This is a genomic window from Bacillus sp. CR71 (genome assembly GCF_003429245.1).
Lineage (GTDB): Bacteria > Bacillota > Bacilli > Bacillales > Bacillaceae_G > Bacillus_A > Bacillus_A thuringiensis_S.
The window spans coordinates 297,709-313,914 of the sequence record NZ_CP031748.1 but is presented as its reverse complement, the minus strand read 5'-3'; the positions used below and the strand labels follow the sequence as shown (position 1 = coordinate 313,914).

Here is a 16,206-nt window from a genome sequence, read left to right as displayed (position 1 = left end):
AGCCCCGGTTTCCCGGAGTTATCCCAGTCTTATGGGCAGGTTACCCACGTGTTACTCACCCGTCCGCCGCTAACTTCATAAGAGCAAGCTCTCAATCCATTCGCTCGACTTGCATGTATTAGGCACGCCGCCAGCGTTCATCCTGAGCCAGGATCAAACTCTCCAATAAAGTTAGTTTGTCTAGCATCTAAAAATAAAAATTGACGTTTCACGTTGTTTGTTTCGTTCAGTTTTCAAAGAACTACTTAGTCGCTCATTTGCGACTTCCTTATGTTAACATCTTCATCTTTCAATGTCAACTAAGTTTTTCATTTCATTTGTCGCTTGCGACGTTATTGTCATCGGCGACTTGTTCTATATTACACCTCTAATCTCTAATCGTCAATATGTTTTTATAAAAAATATAAAAAGGCTTATTTCTTTTAAAATAAGCCTTTTTATCACATATCATTCTATTCATTTATTATTTTTCTATAATTGGTAAAGAGACGATAAATTGAATAATACCATCCCTATATTCCGCTCGAATACTACCACCTTGCAACTCAACAATACTTTTCGCAATCGCTAAGCCAAGTCCCGATCCTTCCGTTACTCTACTTCGAGATTGATCCTTCTTATAGAAACGTTCAAACAAATTCACTAACTCTTCTCTCGTAAACTCTTCACTATGATTCGCAATTACAATTTGTATATCCCTACGCTGCCTTTGAAGAGAAACTTTTATCTCTCCATCATCTTTACTGTACTTAATCGCATTCATTAGTAAATTATCAAATACACGAACCATCTTTTCCGAATCAATCGATGCATAAGTACGTTCCTCAGGAAACTTCTTAACAAACGTAAGTCCATGTTCTTCCGCCTGCGGTACTAACTCTTCTATTAATTGCTCAAGCAACTCATTTACACATACTTCTTGTTTTTCTAATACAACTTGTTCATTTGTTAACTTCGTATACTCAAATAAATCTTCTATTAAATTCTTTAACTGCTCCGACTTTACAAAAGCAATTCTTGTATACTCATCATGTTGTTCTTTATTTTCATATTTAGAATCTCGAAGTAATCGTAAGTAACCCATAATAGAAGTAAGTGGTGTACGCAAATCATGAGATACATTTGTGATAAGCTCATTTTTCTGCTTTTCTAATTTACGTTCCTTTTCTATATTATTCATAAGCTCTTCCGCCATATTATTAATATTCTCAGTTAAAGACGCAATCTCATCTTCACCTTTTTTCTCAATGCGGTACGCTAAGTTACCTCTTTCTATTTCCTTTACACCTTGTGCCATTGCTTCAATCTGCTTCATCTTTCTCTTTGTTATATAGAAGAAAGAGAAAATGAATACAAGAACACCCATTAAAAACGGGAATGGTCCTTCTACTTTATAGTACACTACCTCCCCTTGAGGAATCCCACTTACAAACATATATAAGTTCTTACCTTCAATTGTAATAGGCGAGAATGTAATAAACTCTTTTCTTGATCTTTCAATATCATTATTATTTGAATAATTGATAGCAAATGAAGTCGCATTACGAATTGTATTATGCAAATTAATTTGTTCTTCTTGCGCTTGCTTCGTTTTATACAAAACTTTACCATTTTCGTCAGTAACTAATATTTTAAAGGCATCATGCCCTTGCTCTAAATTCTCATTTTCTAGCTCTATCATGTTTTGTACAGCATCTAATTTATTTTCAACAACCATCATTTCCGCTGTACTTTGAGCTTTACGATTAATTTGCTCCATACCATCTCTGTAATTAATCTCGGCATGTTGGCTAGCATCTTCAAAAATAGGTGCTACTATCTTCGTTGATACAAAGAGACCTAATAACGCACAAGCAGTAAACGCCGTAATAAGTTGAATCCTTATACTCCGTTTCACGCTCTTTATTATCTTTTCAATTAATTCTCGAATTTTCCGAACGTAAGTAAACGGATTAAATATCTTTTTCAATCTTATATCCCACTCCCCATACCGTTTTTATATATCTAGGTTTCCTTGGATTCTCCTCAATCTTTTCACGCACTTTTCGAATATGCACCATTACAGTATTATCAGACTGGAAAGATCGTTCGTTCCACACCTTTTCATAAATTTGCTCCGCACTAAACACCATACCTGGATTTCTAGTTAGCAATTCTAAAATTGAAAATTCCCTCGGAGTTAGTTTCACTTCTTCTCCCTCTACAATAACTTTATGGGTCGAGATGTTGATTTTCATCTCTCCAATTTCTAACTCGTCCTCATTTTGGACAGCGAAACCATTCATTTTCATATAACGGCGTAACTGAGATTTAATTCGTGCAATTAACTCTAATGGATTAAAGGGCTTCGTTACGTAATCATCTGCTCCTGTTGTTAATCCTAAAATCTTATCCATATCTTGCGTTTTCGCAGAAAGCATAATAATAGGCATCTCTTTCGCTTCCCTTACTTTCATACACATATGAATACCATCCACTTTCGGCATCATAATATCTAATACGACTAGATGTACTTCATTTTCTTCTAGTAAACGTAATCCTTCTTCCCCGTCTCCTGCTTGCAATACTTTATATCCTTCATTCTTTAAATAGATTGTAATTAAATTTCGAATTTCTTTTTCATCATCTACGACAAGTATTGTTTCGTGTGCCACAATATCTCCCCCATCACTTTTTTAATCCCTAACTTCTATTATAGAAAAACTTCTGAAGAAAAACGCTCGGAAATCCTTAAGTTTTTCTGAAGACGCAAAAAAGGTCTAGACTCCCCTTAAGTCTAGACCTTTGAAAAAACCCCTTTTATTTACGAACGTAGATGAAATATAGTACGAATAAAACTCCCATAACATACATAATCGGATGAACCTCTTTACGACGACCACTCACAACCATTGTAATTGGATAGAAGATAAATCCAATCGCAATCCCAGTTGCGATACTATACGTAAGTGGCATAGAGATAATTGTAAAGAATGCTGGCACTGCAATCTCGAATTTCTTCCAATCAATTTCCCCTAAGGAAGAAACCATCAAGATTCCTACAATAATTAAAGCTGGTGCCGTTACAGCTGGCGTTACAACACTTAGTAATGGCGAGAAGAATAATGCCAGTAAGAAGAATCCTGCTGTTACAACTGCTGTAAATCCAGAACGTCCTCCTGCTGCTACCCCTGCAGAAGACTCAATGTAAGACGTTGTTGTTGATGTACCCAAGATTGCACCAATTACAGTTGCAATCGCATCTGCAAATAATGCTTTTCCTGCACGTGGTAATTTATTGTTCTTCATTAATCCAGCTTGATTCGCAACCGCTACAAGCGTACCTGCTGTATCAAAGAAATCGATAAAGAAGAACGTTATAATAACAATACCCATTTGAACAGTGAAAATATCTCCAAAGTGCGTTAACGCAGCACCGAACGTTGGTTCTAGACTCGGTATTGCTCCCACTACAGCTTTCGGAGTATCAATTAATCCTGTTGCCACTCCTAAGATCGCCGTAAGAATCATACCGTAAAATACTGCACCATTAACTTTCTTAATCATAAAGATGATTGTCGTAACAACCCCGAAGATTGCTAGTAACGTTGTGCCCTTTGTTAAGTCCCCCAACCCAACAAGAACAGCATCATTTTTCACGATAATTCCGGCATTTTGGAATCCAAGAAATGCAATGAACAATCCGATACCTGCTGCTACTGCAAACTTTAACTCCGATGGAATTGCATTGATGATTTTTTCACGAATACCTGAAGCAGTAAGAATAATAAAGATAATACCTGACATTAATGTTCCGGCAATGGCCGTTTGCCATGGAATCCCCATCGTTAACACTGCTGTATAAGCAAAGAACGCGTTAATTCCCATACCTGGCGCTAAAGCAATTGGATACTTCGCGAAAATACCCATAATTAACGAACCGATCGCTGCCGCTAATGCCGTAGCAACGAATACTGCACCTGGATCCATCCCTGTACCTGCTGGTAACCCTTTAACATTTCCAAGCGACAGCGTAGCAGGATTGACAAATAGTACGTAAGCCATAGATAGAAATGTCGTTAACCCTGCTATGAACTCAGTCTTATAATTCGTACCGAGCTCATCAAACTGAAAATAGCGTTTCATCCTACGTTTCCCCCGTTATATGATTACTCGCCGTATTTCCCCTAGCCCTCTTTTATCCCGAGAAATAAAAAAGGCTTCCATTGCATATATACATGGAAGCGTTCTATAAACAAAGACAAGTTTCCCCTCATCTTTATACAAACGCCTCGTAGTCAAGCCATTTACGGTAGCTAGGTAGAAACTTTCGGGCCATATCCCCGATATTATACGACGGCATAATATTCACTTTTCGTTTGAATTACATACTCATATTAACTCGAGGTAGTGTTTTTGTCAATTTAAAAACGAACAATTTTATAAATTTTTATATTTTCGTTCGTATTAATAACGAAAACAAAAAGATCCATCTATTCATGAATGATAGATGGATCTTTTTTATTACAATACTATTCCCACTCAATAGTTGCTGGTGGCTTACTCGTTACATCATACACGATACGGTTAACGTGTTTCACTTCGTTTACGATACGAACAGAGATTTTCTCTAGTACGTCCCAAGGGATACGTGCCCAGTCAGCTGTCATACCGTCAATAGATGTTACTGCACGGATACCTACTGTGTAATCGTAAGTACGCTCGTCACCCATAACACCTACGCTACGCATACCAGGAAGTGCAGTGAAGTATTGCCAAATTTCACGGTCTAATCCCGCTTTAATAATTTCTTCACGTAAAATCGCATCAGATTCACGAACGATTTCTAATTTCTCTTCTGTGATTTCACCTAATACACGAATACCAAGACCAGGACCTGGGAATGGTTGACGCCATACGATTTCATCAGGAATTCCTAGTTCAGATCCTAATACACGTACTTCATCTTTAAATAATGTATTTAAAGGCTCAATTAATTTGAACTGCATGTCTTCTGGAAGTCCACCCACGTTATGGTGAGATTTAATTGTTTGTGCCGTTGCTGTACCACTTTCAACGATATCTGTGTAAAGTGTACCTTGTGCTAAGAAGTCCATACCTTGTAATTTAGATGCTTCATCATCAAATACGTAAATGAATTCGTTACCGATGATTTTACGTTTTTGTTCTGGATCTTCTACACCTTTTAACTTATTCATGAAGCGTTCTTGTGCATCCACTTTAATAACGTTCATATGGAAGCCTTCGCTAAATGTTTTCATAACGCCTTCTGCTTCACCTTTACGAAGTAAACCGTGGTCAACGAAAATACATGTTAACTGATCGCCGATTGCTTTATGAATTAATACTGCTACAACAGAAGAGTCTACGCCGCCACTAAGTGCACATAGTACTTTTTTGTCTCCAACAGTTTCACGAATCTTTTCTAATTCTACTTCGATAAAGTTCTCCATGTTCCATCCTTCAGAACAACCACATACGCCGAATACGAAGTTTTTAATTAAATCGTTACCGTGCTCAGAGTGACGTACTTCTGGGTGGAATTGTACACCGTATAAGTTTTTCGCTTCATTGCTCATACCAGCAATTGGGCAAGACTCACTTGTTGCGTCTACTACGAATCCTTCAGGTAAACCAGTTACTAAGTCGCCATGGCTCATCCATACAACTTGCTCTTCTGGAAGGTTCGCATATAATTTTGATTCGTTCTCTACTTTAAGAACAGCTTTTCCGTACTCACGGTGGTTGGCACGCTCTACTTTACCACCGAAGTGTTGTGTCATAAGCTGCATACCGTAACAGATACCGAAGATCGGTAAACCTAGTTCGAAGATTTTTTCATCACAATGTAATGCACCTTCACCGTATACGCTATTTGGTCCACCAGAGAAAATAATCCCTTTTGGATTCATTGCTTTAATTTCTTCTGCAGTAATTGTATGTGGATGAAGTTCACTGTATACACCGAACTCACGAATTCGACGTGCTATTAACTGATTGTATTGACTTCCAAAATCTAAAACGATAATTGTATCGTGTTGCTTCTTCAAAATAATCACCCCAACGTTAGTTCTCGTATATAAATATTTTCACCAATTTGGCGAAAAGCATTACTAATATAATAAAAAAAGCCAGTCCTCCGCCTCTAGTCTCATAACAAAGAAAAGGCAGGGGTCTGGCTTTATAAAGAAAGATAGTCTCCGCTCTTTATAAATATAAGACACACTGCCTTCATAGTCAGGTTGTTTACGGTAACCCGGTAGAGACTCTCAAACCATATCATTGAGGATATATGAAGGATCGTTTTATATTATCTTCCTAGATTCTAACAATGAAGTATCTATATGGTCAAGAGAGAAAGCGACAAAATTCTACAGAAATTCATTTCCTTTTCTAAAAAACATAAAAAAACATCCATTTCTATATAGAAATGGATGTTTTTTAGGGCAAACGGAATTACATCATTCCGCCCATACCGCCCATGCCCATGCCGCCCATGTCAGGCATTGCTGGTGCATTTGGTTCTGGCTTGTCAGCTACTACAGCTTCAGTTGTTAAGAACATAGCTGCAACAGATGCTGCGTTTTGAAGTGCAGAACGAGTTACTTTAGCTGGATCTACGATACCAGACTCAAGCATGTTAACCCATTCGCCAGTAGCTGCATTGAAACCAACGCCTACTTTTTCGCCTTTTAGACGCTCTACAACTACAGATCCTTCTAGACCAGCGTTGATTGCGATTTGACGAACTGGCTCTTCTAGTGCGCGAAGTACGATGTTGATACCTGTTGCTTCGTCGCCTTCAGCTACGATAGAAGCTACTTTCGTGTATACGTTCATAAGTGAAGTACCACCACCTGCAACGATACCTTCTTCTACTGCTGCACGAGTTGAGTTAAGTGCATCTTCAATGCGAAGTTTGCGCTCTTTTAACTCAGTTTCAGTTGCTGCACCTACTTTAATTACCGCTACGCCACCTGCTAGTTTAGCAAGACGCTCTTGTAATTTTTCACGATCGAATTCAGAAGTTGTTTCTTCTAATTGCGCACGGATTTGACCGATACGAGCTGCGATTTGCTCTGTATTTCCAATACCTTCAACTACAGTTGTGTTTTCTTTTGTAACAACAACTTTACCAGCGCGTCCTAAAGATTCAACTGTAGCAGATTTTAAGTCACGACCTAATTCTTCAGTGATTACTTCGCCACCAGTTAAGATTGCGATATCTTCTAGCATTGCTTTACGACGGTCACCAAATCCAGGAGCTTTAACAGCTACTACGTTGAATGTACCACGAAGTTTGTTCACTACTAATGTAGCTAAAGCTTCGCCTTCTACATCTTCAGCAATGATAAGAAGTGGTTTACCTTGTTGTACCACTTGCTCTAATACTGGTAAGATTTCTTGGATGTTAGAAATCTTTTTGTCAGTAATTAAGATGTATGGGTTATCAAGAACTGCTTCCATTTTGTCAGAATCAGTAATCATGTAAGGAGATGCATATCCACGATCAAATTGCATACCTTCTACTACGTCTAATTCTGTTGTGAATCCTTTAGACTCTTCTAAAGTAATAACGCCATCGTTACCAACGCGCTCCATTGCTTCAGCGATTAATTGACCTACTTCTTCGTCAGCTGCAGAAATAGCAGCTACTTGCGCGATAGAAGATTTGCCTTCGATTGGTTTAGAAATCGTTTTTAATTCTTCAATTGCAGCAGTAACAGCTTTTTCGATACCTTTACGAAGACCCATTGGGTTAGCACCAGCTGTTACGTTTTTAAGACCTTCACGAATCATAGCTTGCGCTAATACAGTTGCAGTTGTTGTTCCGTCACCAGCTACATCATTTGTTTTGCTAGCAACTTCTGCTACTAATTTCGCACCCATGTTTTCGAATGCATCTTCTAATTCGATTTCTTTTGCGATTGTTACACCATCATTTGTAATAAGTGGTGAACCGAATTTTTTCTCAAGTACAACGTTACGACCTTTTGGTCCAAGCGTTACTTTTACTGCGTTTGCAAGAGTGTCGACACCGCGAAGCATCGAACGACGTGCTTCTTCACTAAATTTAATATCTTTTGCCATAATAATTGACCCCCTTGGATTTTTTTAAGATTTATATAATTAACCGATAACTGCTAAAATGTCACTTTCACGTAAAATCAAGTAGTCTGTACCTTCATATTTCACTTCAGTACCTGCATATTTTGAGAAGATGATAAGATCACCTGCTGCTACCTCTAAAGCAACACGCTCACCATTTTCAAGCACTCGACCAGTACCTACTGCAACAACTTTACCCTCTTGTGGTTTTTCTTTTGCAGTGTCTGGTAATACAATACCACTTGCTGTTTTTTCTTCTGCTTGAACAAGCTCAATTACAACGCGATCACCTAATGGCTTTAGCATGAACAATAACCTCCTCATTTTGTTATGTAAATTTTATTTATTAGCACTCAAGTCACCCGAGTGCTAACACACTTATAATAATAAATAATCTCAATTTCTTTTGCAAGTAAAAAAATCATAATTTTTTCGCAAATTACTATATAAACTTTCTATATAGAATACTGCCTCTACTATATGAATCGTTGTTTCCCCTACTCGTATGTTACAATATGAAAGACACCCTAAGTTGTTTTCGCTAAACGTACAACTTTTTCCTGTCTCCTACTTTAATTTAAAATACGTATTTACAAAAAAATCATAATTCGAATGAAAGTTTATATCGTAGATAACATATTTACATGTTATCCTACCTCATCTCATACACTAGAGTTAGAAAGGATGGTTAAACCATTTGAAGAAACAATACTGGTGGATTATCGTTACATACATTTTAATGCAATTATCTGGCGCTGTTGGATTACCACTTCTCCTAAAAACAGGACTCTATGATAATAGAGGATTTACCATTGAGGAAAAAGGACAAATCATAATGGGACACTGGGCAATTATTAGCTTCTTTGTTGCATTATGTATCGTACTTTGGTTACTTAGAACAGATATTCGCGACAGACATTTAGATGCAACGCGCTCTTCTGTTCCAGCTACAATTGGGTGGATTTTCATCGGATTATTCTTAGCTTTCTTTTCACAAATAGTTGCCGGTATGATCGAGATGCAGCTACTAGGAATTAAACAAGGTTCAGAAAATACAATGAAACTGATGGAAATTGCACGAACTACTCCTTGGTTCCTTATTGTTGTATCTATAATCGGACCTATCTTAGAAGAAATCGTATTTAGAAAAATTCTATTCGGTGCACTTTATAAGAAGTTCAACTTCTTTATTGCAGCTATCATTAGTTCACTTGTATTCGCAGCAATTCATTTTGATTTTACTCACTTATTGGTATACACTGCTATGGGGCTCGTATTCGCCTTCTTATATGTGAAGACGAAGCGCATTATCGTTCCTATTGCAGCTCATGTTGCGATGAATACATTAGTCGCTATTGGGCAAATTTTTATGAGCAATGAGCAAATTCAAGAAATGATTAAAGAAGCTGAAAAAATGCAAGGATTTATCGGAGGATTTTTTGTATGAGAAACTCACCATTGTTCATGGCCGCATTATACTTCCTTCTTGGATGTATCTTTACACGCTTCGCCATTACGAACGTGACAGATACAATCTGGAATGTGTGGACAATACTATTTGCAGTTATGGCAACAATTGATTTTAATTTGGCACTTCGCCTTATATTAGTTAAATTCACAAAGAAGAAACAATAATAAAACGCAGAGGTCGCTTCCTCTGCGTTTTATTGTGGATAGTTTTTCAAAAAGTAAACTAATGTTTGTAACTCTACAGCTAAATCAATATGATGAATTCTAATATTCTCTGATACGTTTAATCGTGCTGGTGTGAAATTCAAAATACCGTGCACGCTCGTTTCAGCTAATCTATCTGCTACAGCTTGTGCTACTGTAGCCGGTACTGTTAATATTGCCACTTGTATATCATTTGATAATCTCTCTTCTAATTCATCTAAATGATATACAGGAATGCCCCCGATTTCTGTTCCAACTTTCTCTTCACTAACATCAAATGCCATTTCAATTTTTGTATTATTGTTTTTCGTGAAATTATAATGTAAGAAAGCGGTCCCTAAATTACCTACTCCAATAAGTGCTACACGCGTTATATCATCTTGATCAAGTGTTTCGCGGAAAAATGATAATAAATAATTTACGTTATATCCATATCCCTTTTTCCCTAATGCTCCAAAATACGAAAAATCTCTTCGTATTGTTGCGGAATCTACTTTTACCGCTTCACTCAATTCGGCCGATGAAACACGCTGCTTACCAGAAAGAGATAAGTTTTGGATAAATCGATAGTATAGAGGCAATCTTTTAGCAGTGGCTTGTGGAATCTTTTGCTGATCCATATGACCTCTCCTCTCTTCCTATCTTTATTCATATACTTTAATCAAATACAGAAGTTTAGCACTCATTAAATTCCTTGTATAATAAAGAGAAGAAGTATTCTCTCTTTATTTTAAACTATACACTATTTTTAGTATGATTGAGAAATATAAACATGGCAAAGTTAAGAAATTATTTGAGGTGAGAACATTGATTTTATTACAAGTAAATGGACTTTCGAAATTATACGGTGCAGAAACAATTCTTGCAAACATAAAATTGGAAGTACAAACAAAAGATCGTATCGCATTAGTTGGAAGGAATGGAGCTGGAAAATCTACATTATTAAAAATTATCGCTGGTGAGTTATCACATGATGGTGGCGAAATTATAAAACCGAAAGATGTCTCAATCGGGTATTTAGCTCAAAATACTGGCCTAGAAACGTCTTTAACAATTTGGGATGAAATGCTAACCGTCTTTACCCACTTACGGCAAATGGAGACAAAACTTCGAAAGCTTGAGCAAGAAATGGGAAAAGAAGAAAACTTTTCAAACGAAGCTATATATGAAAGATTGTTAGCTGATTATGACCAATTGCAACTCAATTATAAAGATCAAGGTGGATATCAATACGAAGCGGATATTCGCTCCATTTTAAGCGGCCTTGGCTTCCCAGTTGAAACACACCAGACGACGATCTCTACTTTAAGTGGCGGGCAAAAAACAAGATTAGCTCTCGGGAAATTATTATTAACAAAACCAGACTTACTTATTTTGGACGAGCCTACAAACCATTTAGACATTGAAACATTAACATGGCTTGAGCAATATTTACAAGGTTATCCTGGCGCAATATTAATCGTTTCCCATGACCGTTATTTCTTAGACAAACTCGTTACACAAGTATATGAAATTTCGAATAAAGAAAGCAGACGATTTGTTGGTAACTACAGTAAATATTTAGACTTAAAATCAGCATTATATGATCAAGAAATGAAACGTTACGAAAAACAACAAGATGAAATCGCAAAACTTGAGGACTTCGTTCAAAAGAATATAGCTCGCGCTTCTACAACGAAACGTGCTCAAAGTCGCCGTAAACAACTAGACAGAATGGAATTATTAACGAGACCATTAGGGGATTCTAAGTCAGCATCATTCCACTTCGATATTGAAAAGCAAAGTGGAAATGATGTTTTACAAGTAAAAGATGCAACCATCGGCTATGAGGAGGACCCTATAATTGAACACGTAACTATGCGCTTAACTCGCGGAGATAGTGTTGCCTTAGTTGGTCCAAACGGAATTGGGAAATCCACATTATTAAAATCTATTGTGAATAAGTTACCACTATTAAATGGTAATGTTTCTTTCGGATCAAATGTATCTGTTGGCTATTATGACCAAGAACAAGCAAATTTAACATCTTCTAAACGGGTTTTAAATGAACTATGGGATGAATATCCACTGCAACCTGAAAAAGAAATCCGTACTATACTCGGGAATTTTTTATTCACAGGAGATGATGTACTGAAACCAGTATCTTCCCTTAGTGGTGGACAAAAAGCTCGATTAGCTCTTGCGAAACTTATGATGCAAAAGTCAAATTTATTAATTCTGGATGAGCCTACGAACCACCTTGATTTAAATAGTAAAGAGATTTTAGAGAATGCTTTAATTGATTATCCAGGGACTCTTCTATTTGTCTCACATGACCGCTACTTTATTAACCGTGTAACAACGACTGTGGTTGAGTTATCAACAGAAGGCGCACAGGAATATTTAGGGGATTACGATTACTATGTGGAGAAGAAAAATGAAATGATTGAACGTGCAGCATTTGAACAACAAGAACAGCAAGAAAATCAGGCACCTGTTCAAAAAACTGTAGCTCAAGAAAAATTAAATTATCTCGAAGAAAAAGAGCGTAAACAATTAGAACGTCAACGCACTCGAAAAATTGAAGAGCTAGAACAAAATATCGTAAACTTAGAAGAAGAAATTGCTACGTTAGAAGATCAACTTTGCTTACCAGAAATATATGCAGATTATGAAAAAGCTAGTGAAATTACAACTAAAAAACAAACGCTACAAGAACAGCTTGAAACTTGTATGGCAGAGTGGGAAGAGCTGCATGTATAAGAGTATTTAAATAAGGAAGATGTCTCATCAGTCATGATTTTTGACTATGCGACATCTTTTTTCTTTAAGTACATAAATAATTTTTTGGATATATCAATGGTAACTGGGAATATATCAACGATTTTTCAAATACATCTATCGTAACCCTATATACATAAACGATTCGACACGAAATATCGATTTACCGACAAGGATTGACAATATCAGCACCCTCTATAATGGAGGGATATTAAAAAATGTTTTTCGGGGATATCTTCTTGCTTTTTATTTCCCGAAAAACAATACACTCAAAGGTCAGACTTCATCTAGTTTATCCACAAGTTTATACACATATCCACCTTTATAAAATAACTATTAAACCAACTTTTCCACATTACCCACAGCCAACGAAAAAGTTATCAACACTTTATATACACAATAAAACCCACATTATCAACAGATAACATGGGTTTTATCCACAAGCTGTGGTTAATTATGTGCATAACTATGCTTCAATATCTAATCCTGGATTCGCATTTAAGGCTAATGTTGCACGCTTGCCTTGTTCATACGCAATTGTCCCTGCCGCTGCAATCATTGCTGCATTATCTGTGCATAAAGATAGCGGTGGAATAATTAGTTCAATGTTTTCTTTTTGTGCAAATTCTTCTTCTAATCGGGCACGAAGTCCTTTATTAGCAGCTACTCCACCAGCAAGAAGTAATTGCTTTACATTATAAGCTGCTGCTGCACGAGCTGCTTTCGTTACAAGTACATCTATTACACTTTCTTGGAAACTTGCCGCTAAATCTTCTGGTTTAATTTCTATACCACGTTGTTTCGCGTTATGCACAGTGTTGATAACTGCTGATTTCAATCCACTAAAGCTAAAATCATATGAATCCGGTTCTAGCCATGCACGAGGCAAATCAATTGTTGGTTCTCCTTCATGTGCAAGGCGATCAATATGAGGACCACCTGGATATGGCATAGATAACGTACGAGCTACTTTATCATATGCTTCTCCAGCTGCATCATCTCGCGTTTCACCAATTACTTCAAATGAACCATGTTCTTTCATATAAACAAGTTCTGTATGCCCACCAGATACAACAAGTGATAATAGCGGGAATTGCACTTCTTTTACTAAACGGTTCGCATAAATATGACCAGCAATATGATGAACACCGACTAGCGGAATATCATGTGCAAAAGCTACTGCCTTCGCTGCATTTACCCCAATTAGAAGTGCTCCTACTAAACCAGGCCCTTCTGTTACAGCGATTGCATCAATATCATCAAATGTTATGTTTGCTTCTTTTAAAGCTTCTTCTAACACAACTGTAATTTCTTCTACATGATGACGGGATGCAATCTCTGGTACAACGCCGCCAAAACGTTTATGACTTTCAATTTGTGATGCAACGACATTCGCAATAATTTCCGTCCCATTTTTAACAACCGCTACCGCTGTTTCATCACAGCTCGTTTCAATCCCAAGTATAATCGTATTTTTTTCCATTATATATTCACCCACATTACAAGACCATCTTCCTGATTGTCTGCATAGTATCGTTTACGAATTCCACCATTTTGAAATCCATATTTTTTGTATAACTGCTTTGCTACTTCATTTGATACACGTACTTCAAGCGTCATTGTTTTTACCCCTAGTTCTTTCGCTTCTGAAATAACTGCTTTCAATAAGGCATCTCCTAACTTTTGACCTCGGTATTCTGGCAAAATAGCTATATTTGTTATATGTGATTCATCAATAATTATCCACAATCCACAATACCCGATTACACGACCATCTTTTTCTAACACAATATAATGTGCATGTTCATTCATCGTTAATTCACGGTGAAAAGCATCTGCAGTCCAAGGAGTTGAAAAAGATACTTCTTCAATAGCTACAATTTGAGCAATATCATCAAGTTCCATCTTTCTAAATATCATATCCATCTTCTGCAAGGCCCCTACTTGTTTTGACTTTCTAACCACTTTGTTTCAGCTTCAGCTAAACGAAGATAGCTCGGAACAAACGTATGCACATCATGTTCTTCTTTTTGTAATCCTAAAAATGCTAGCTCACTTGGTCTTGGATTATTTTTAGTAAAAGGAGCGAATACAGCTTGATCACCTAAATATTCTATAATTGTTTCTTTATGCAATTTAACATCATTACCGATAAATAAAACAGGCTGTCCTTTATCTTTTAACATTTGCAACCAGTCTACAATAAGAATAATTCGGTCTTCTTCTATTGAAGTTAACTGCTCTCCTTCGTATGTATATAATCCAGTATAGATTTGCCCACGCCTTCCATCAAATAAAGGACAAATTAATCCATTAAAGTTAGCACCGTTTGCAGCTACTACCTCTAAACTTGATACACCTACAATTGGTATTTGAAGTGACCAAGCTAATGTTTTTGCCGCTGTCACGCCTATGCGAACACCTGTATATGATCCAGGTCCAGCAGCTACAACGATTTTAGTTAATTCCTTCGGTTTTACACCACATTCTTTTAACAGTTGCTCTACAGCTGGCATAAGACGTACAGAATGGTTTTTCGTCAAATTTGTAATGATTTCCCCAATCACGTTTCCTTCCTCAATAAGGGATACACCCATTACGTAATTTGAAGTATCAATTGCTAGTACTTTCATCTTGTAATAGCTCCTCACATAATCTAATATAGCGATCTCCAATTGGCTCGAGTATAATTTTTCTTGTGTCATCTCCCGCATGGAATAAACTAATTTGTAACTTTTCATTCGGTAAATATGCTTCTATTAAATGAGCCCATTCCACTACCGTAATTCCTTCACCGTAGAAATACTCATCAAAGCCTAAGTCCTCTTCGCTTTCTGCTAAGCGATACACGTCCATATGATATAGCGGTAATCTTCCTTTATATTCTTTAATAATATTAAAGGTAGGACTATTTACAACTCTTTTCACTCCAAGACCTTTTGCTAGTCCCTTTGTAAAAGTCGTCTTACCAGCTCCAAGATCTCCTTCTAAAATAATTACATCTTGTGCCTCTACGAGTTCACCTAGTTTTTCTGATAATCTTTGTGTTTCCTCAGAAGATTTTGTTGTTACTTCATATTTACTCACAGACTTCACCTACTTTACTCACAATGTTCTCTGCTCTTTATTATACAGGTTTTGAATATATAAAAAAGTCCTTAGGAGTTGTCCTAAGGATAGTTTGACTGTCTTTATTAGTTTTTTGTTAAAACAAATAAAAAAATACGAAACAACTTGTTTCGTTCTTTTCTTTATATAAAATGGCGGTCCCGACCGGGGTCGAACCGGCGATCTCCTGCGTGACAGGCAGGCATGTTAACCACTACACCACGGGACCATTTGGTTGCGGGGACAGGATTTGAACCTGCGACCTTCGGGTTATGAGCCCGACGAGCTACCGTACTGCTCCACCCCGCGATGATATAAATAGCTTGGCGACGTCCTACTCTCACAGGGACAAGGTCCCAACTACCATCGGCGCTAGAGAGCTTAACTTCCGTGTTCGGTATGGGAACGGGTGTGACCTCTCTGCCATCATCACCAAACTATTGAAGGCATATTCCTTCAAAACTAGATAACATTGCTACATATTATATGGTTAAGTCCTCGATCTATTAGTATTCGTCAGCTCCACATGTCACCATGCTTCCACCTCGAACCTAT

14 protein-coding genes, 2 tRNA genes, 1 rRNA gene and 2 riboswitches are annotated in these 16,206 nt (G+C 37.1%); of the genes, 3 read left to right on the top strand and 14 right to left on the bottom strand.

The features are described from left to right. Window positions 1-463: 463 nt before the first annotated feature. The 6 genes from DOS87_RS01730 to groES all read right to left on the bottom strand — a co-directional run bounded on the left by DOS87_RS01730 (window position 464) and on the right by groES (window position 8,415). Window positions 464-1,969, bottom strand: coding sequence for a sensor histidine kinase (locus tag DOS87_RS01730; RefSeq protein WP_000719237.1), 1,506 nt, complete (start codon window positions 1,967-1,969; stop codon window positions 464-466). Beyond that, on the bottom strand, window positions 1,953-2,654 hold the full coding sequence (locus tag DOS87_RS01725; RefSeq protein WP_000929886.1) for a response regulator transcription factor: 702 nt from the start codon (window positions 2,652-2,654) through the stop codon (window positions 1,953-1,955). Before DOS87_RS01725 ends, DOS87_RS01730 begins: the two co-directional genes overlap by 17 nt. Window positions 2,655-2,799: 145 nt before the next feature. Continuing rightward, the gene (locus DOS87_RS01720; protein WP_000833094.1) at window positions 2,800-4,125 is read right to left on the bottom strand and encodes an NCS2 family permease; all 1,326 of its coding nucleotides are present in this window, start codon (window positions 4,123-4,125) and stop codon (window positions 2,800-2,802) included. A gap of 129 nt (window positions 4,126-4,254) precedes the next feature. Beyond that, window positions 4,255-4,356, bottom strand: a riboswitch (purine riboswitch). 155 nt (window positions 4,357-4,511) lie between these two features. Continuing rightward, the gene (gene guaA, locus DOS87_RS01715; RefSeq protein WP_000743908.1) at window positions 4,512-6,050 is read right to left on the bottom strand and encodes a glutamine-hydrolyzing GMP synthase; all 1,539 of its coding nucleotides are present in this window, start codon (window positions 6,048-6,050) and stop codon (window positions 4,512-4,514) included. 164 nt (window positions 6,051-6,214) lie between these two features. Beyond that, a riboswitch (purine riboswitch) is annotated at window positions 6,215-6,316 on the bottom strand. Window positions 6,317-6,456: 140 nt separating this feature from the next. Then, window positions 6,457-8,091, bottom strand: a complete 1,635-nt coding sequence (gene groL / locus DOS87_RS01710) for a chaperonin GroEL (protein ID WP_001029992.1) — start codon at window positions 8,089-8,091, stop codon at window positions 6,457-6,459. A 39-nt stretch (window positions 8,092-8,130) separates the two neighbouring features. Then, window positions 8,131-8,415 carry a co-chaperone GroES gene (groES, locus tag DOS87_RS01705; RefSeq protein WP_000917311.1) on the bottom strand — a complete coding sequence of 95 codons (285 nt, stop codon included), beginning with the start codon at window positions 8,413-8,415 and terminating at the stop codon, window positions 8,131-8,133. Between the two features lie 391 nt (window positions 8,416-8,806). On the opposite strand from groES, the gene DOS87_RS01700 reads away from it, so the two are divergent. Next, window positions 8,807-9,556, top strand: coding sequence for a CPBP family intramembrane glutamic endopeptidase (locus DOS87_RS01700; protein WP_000745315.1), 750 nt, complete (start codon window positions 8,807-8,809; stop codon window positions 9,554-9,556). Then, the gene (locus tag DOS87_RS01695) at window positions 9,553-9,744 is read left to right on the top strand and encodes a YdiK family protein (protein WP_001246204.1); all 192 of its coding nucleotides are present in this window, start codon (window positions 9,553-9,555) and stop codon (window positions 9,742-9,744) included. The genes DOS87_RS01700 and DOS87_RS01695 overlap by 4 nt, the downstream gene beginning before the upstream one ends. 29 nt (window positions 9,745-9,773) lie before the next feature. Here the strand turns inward: DOS87_RS01695 and DOS87_RS01690 are convergent, their stop codons facing one another. After that, window positions 9,774-10,403, bottom strand: a complete 630-nt coding sequence (locus DOS87_RS01690; RefSeq protein ID WP_000372699.1) for a redox-sensing transcriptional repressor Rex — start codon at window positions 10,401-10,403, stop codon at window positions 9,774-9,776. A gap of 187 nt (window positions 10,404-10,590) precedes the next feature. On the opposite strand from DOS87_RS01690, the gene DOS87_RS01685 reads away from it, so the two are divergent. Continuing rightward, window positions 10,591-12,525 (top strand): ABC-F family ATP-binding cassette domain-containing protein, encoded by a 1,935-nt coding sequence (locus tag DOS87_RS01685; protein WP_000602181.1) that lies wholly within the window; start codon window positions 10,591-10,593, stop codon window positions 12,523-12,525. A 484-nt stretch (window positions 12,526-13,009) separates the two neighbouring features. Here the strand turns inward: DOS87_RS01685 and tsaD are convergent, their stop codons facing one another. From tsaD to rrf, 7 genes are all read right to left on the bottom strand, one after another. Further along, window positions 13,010-14,026 (bottom strand): tRNA (adenosine(37)-N6)-threonylcarbamoyltransferase complex transferase subunit TsaD, encoded by a 1,017-nt coding sequence (tsaD, locus tag DOS87_RS01680; RefSeq protein WP_000414592.1) that lies wholly within the window; start codon window positions 14,024-14,026, stop codon window positions 13,010-13,012. Further along, entirely contained in the window at window positions 14,026-14,469 is a 444-nt protein-coding gene (gene rimI / locus DOS87_RS01675; RefSeq protein WP_000367207.1) for a ribosomal protein S18-alanine N-acetyltransferase, read from the bottom strand. Before rimI ends, tsaD begins: the two co-directional genes overlap by 1 nt. Window positions 14,470-14,483: 14 nt before the next feature. After that, window positions 14,484-15,176 carry a tRNA (adenosine(37)-N6)-threonylcarbamoyltransferase complex dimerization subunit type 1 TsaB gene (gene tsaB / locus DOS87_RS01670; RefSeq protein WP_000865772.1) on the bottom strand — a complete coding sequence of 231 codons (693 nt, stop codon included), beginning with the start codon at window positions 15,174-15,176 and terminating at the stop codon, window positions 14,484-14,486. Then, window positions 15,157-15,630 (bottom strand): tRNA (adenosine(37)-N6)-threonylcarbamoyltransferase complex ATPase subunit type 1 TsaE, encoded by a 474-nt coding sequence (gene tsaE, locus DOS87_RS01665; RefSeq protein WP_000049642.1) that lies wholly within the window; start codon window positions 15,628-15,630, stop codon window positions 15,157-15,159. The genes tsaB and tsaE overlap by 20 nt, the downstream gene beginning before the upstream one ends. A gap of 174 nt (window positions 15,631-15,804) precedes the next feature. Then, window positions 15,805-15,880, bottom strand: a tRNA-Asp gene (locus DOS87_RS01660). A gap of 3 nt (window positions 15,881-15,883) precedes the next feature. Continuing rightward, a tRNA-Met gene (locus tag DOS87_RS01655) sits at window positions 15,884-15,960 on the bottom strand. Window positions 15,961-15,972: 12 nt separating this feature from the next. Continuing rightward, a 5S ribosomal RNA gene (gene rrf / locus DOS87_RS01650) occupies window positions 15,973-16,088 on the bottom strand. Window positions 16,089-16,206: the final 118 nt, after the last annotated feature.

Coding starts and splice junctions, on each gene's coding strand:
- DOS87_RS01720 (WP_000833094.1), bottom strand. CDS start 4,125: ATGAAACGCTATTTTCAGTTTGATGAGCTCGGTACGAATTATAAGACT.
- groL (WP_001029992.1), bottom strand. CDS start 8,091: ATGGCAAAAGATATTAAATTTAGTGAAGAAGCACGTCGTTCGATGCTT.
- groES (WP_000917311.1), bottom strand. CDS start 8,415: ATGCTAAAGCCATTAGGTGATCGCGTTGTAATTGAGCTTGTTCAAGCA.
- DOS87_RS01695 (WP_001246204.1), top strand. CDS start 9,553: ATGAGAAACTCACCATTGTTCATGGCCGCATTATACTTCCTTCTTGGA.
- DOS87_RS01690 (WP_000372699.1), bottom strand. CDS start 10,403: ATGGATCAGCAAAAGATTCCACAAGCCACTGCTAAAAGATTGCCTCTA.
- tsaD (WP_000414592.1), bottom strand. CDS start 14,026: ATGGAAAAAAATACGATTATACTTGGGATTGAAACGAGCTGTGATGAA.
- rimI (WP_000367207.1), bottom strand. CDS start 14,469: ATGGATATGATATTTAGAAAGATGGAACTTGATGATATTGCTCAAATT.
- tsaB (WP_000865772.1), bottom strand. CDS start 15,176: ATGAAAGTACTAGCAATTGATACTTCAAATTACGTAATGGGTGTATCC.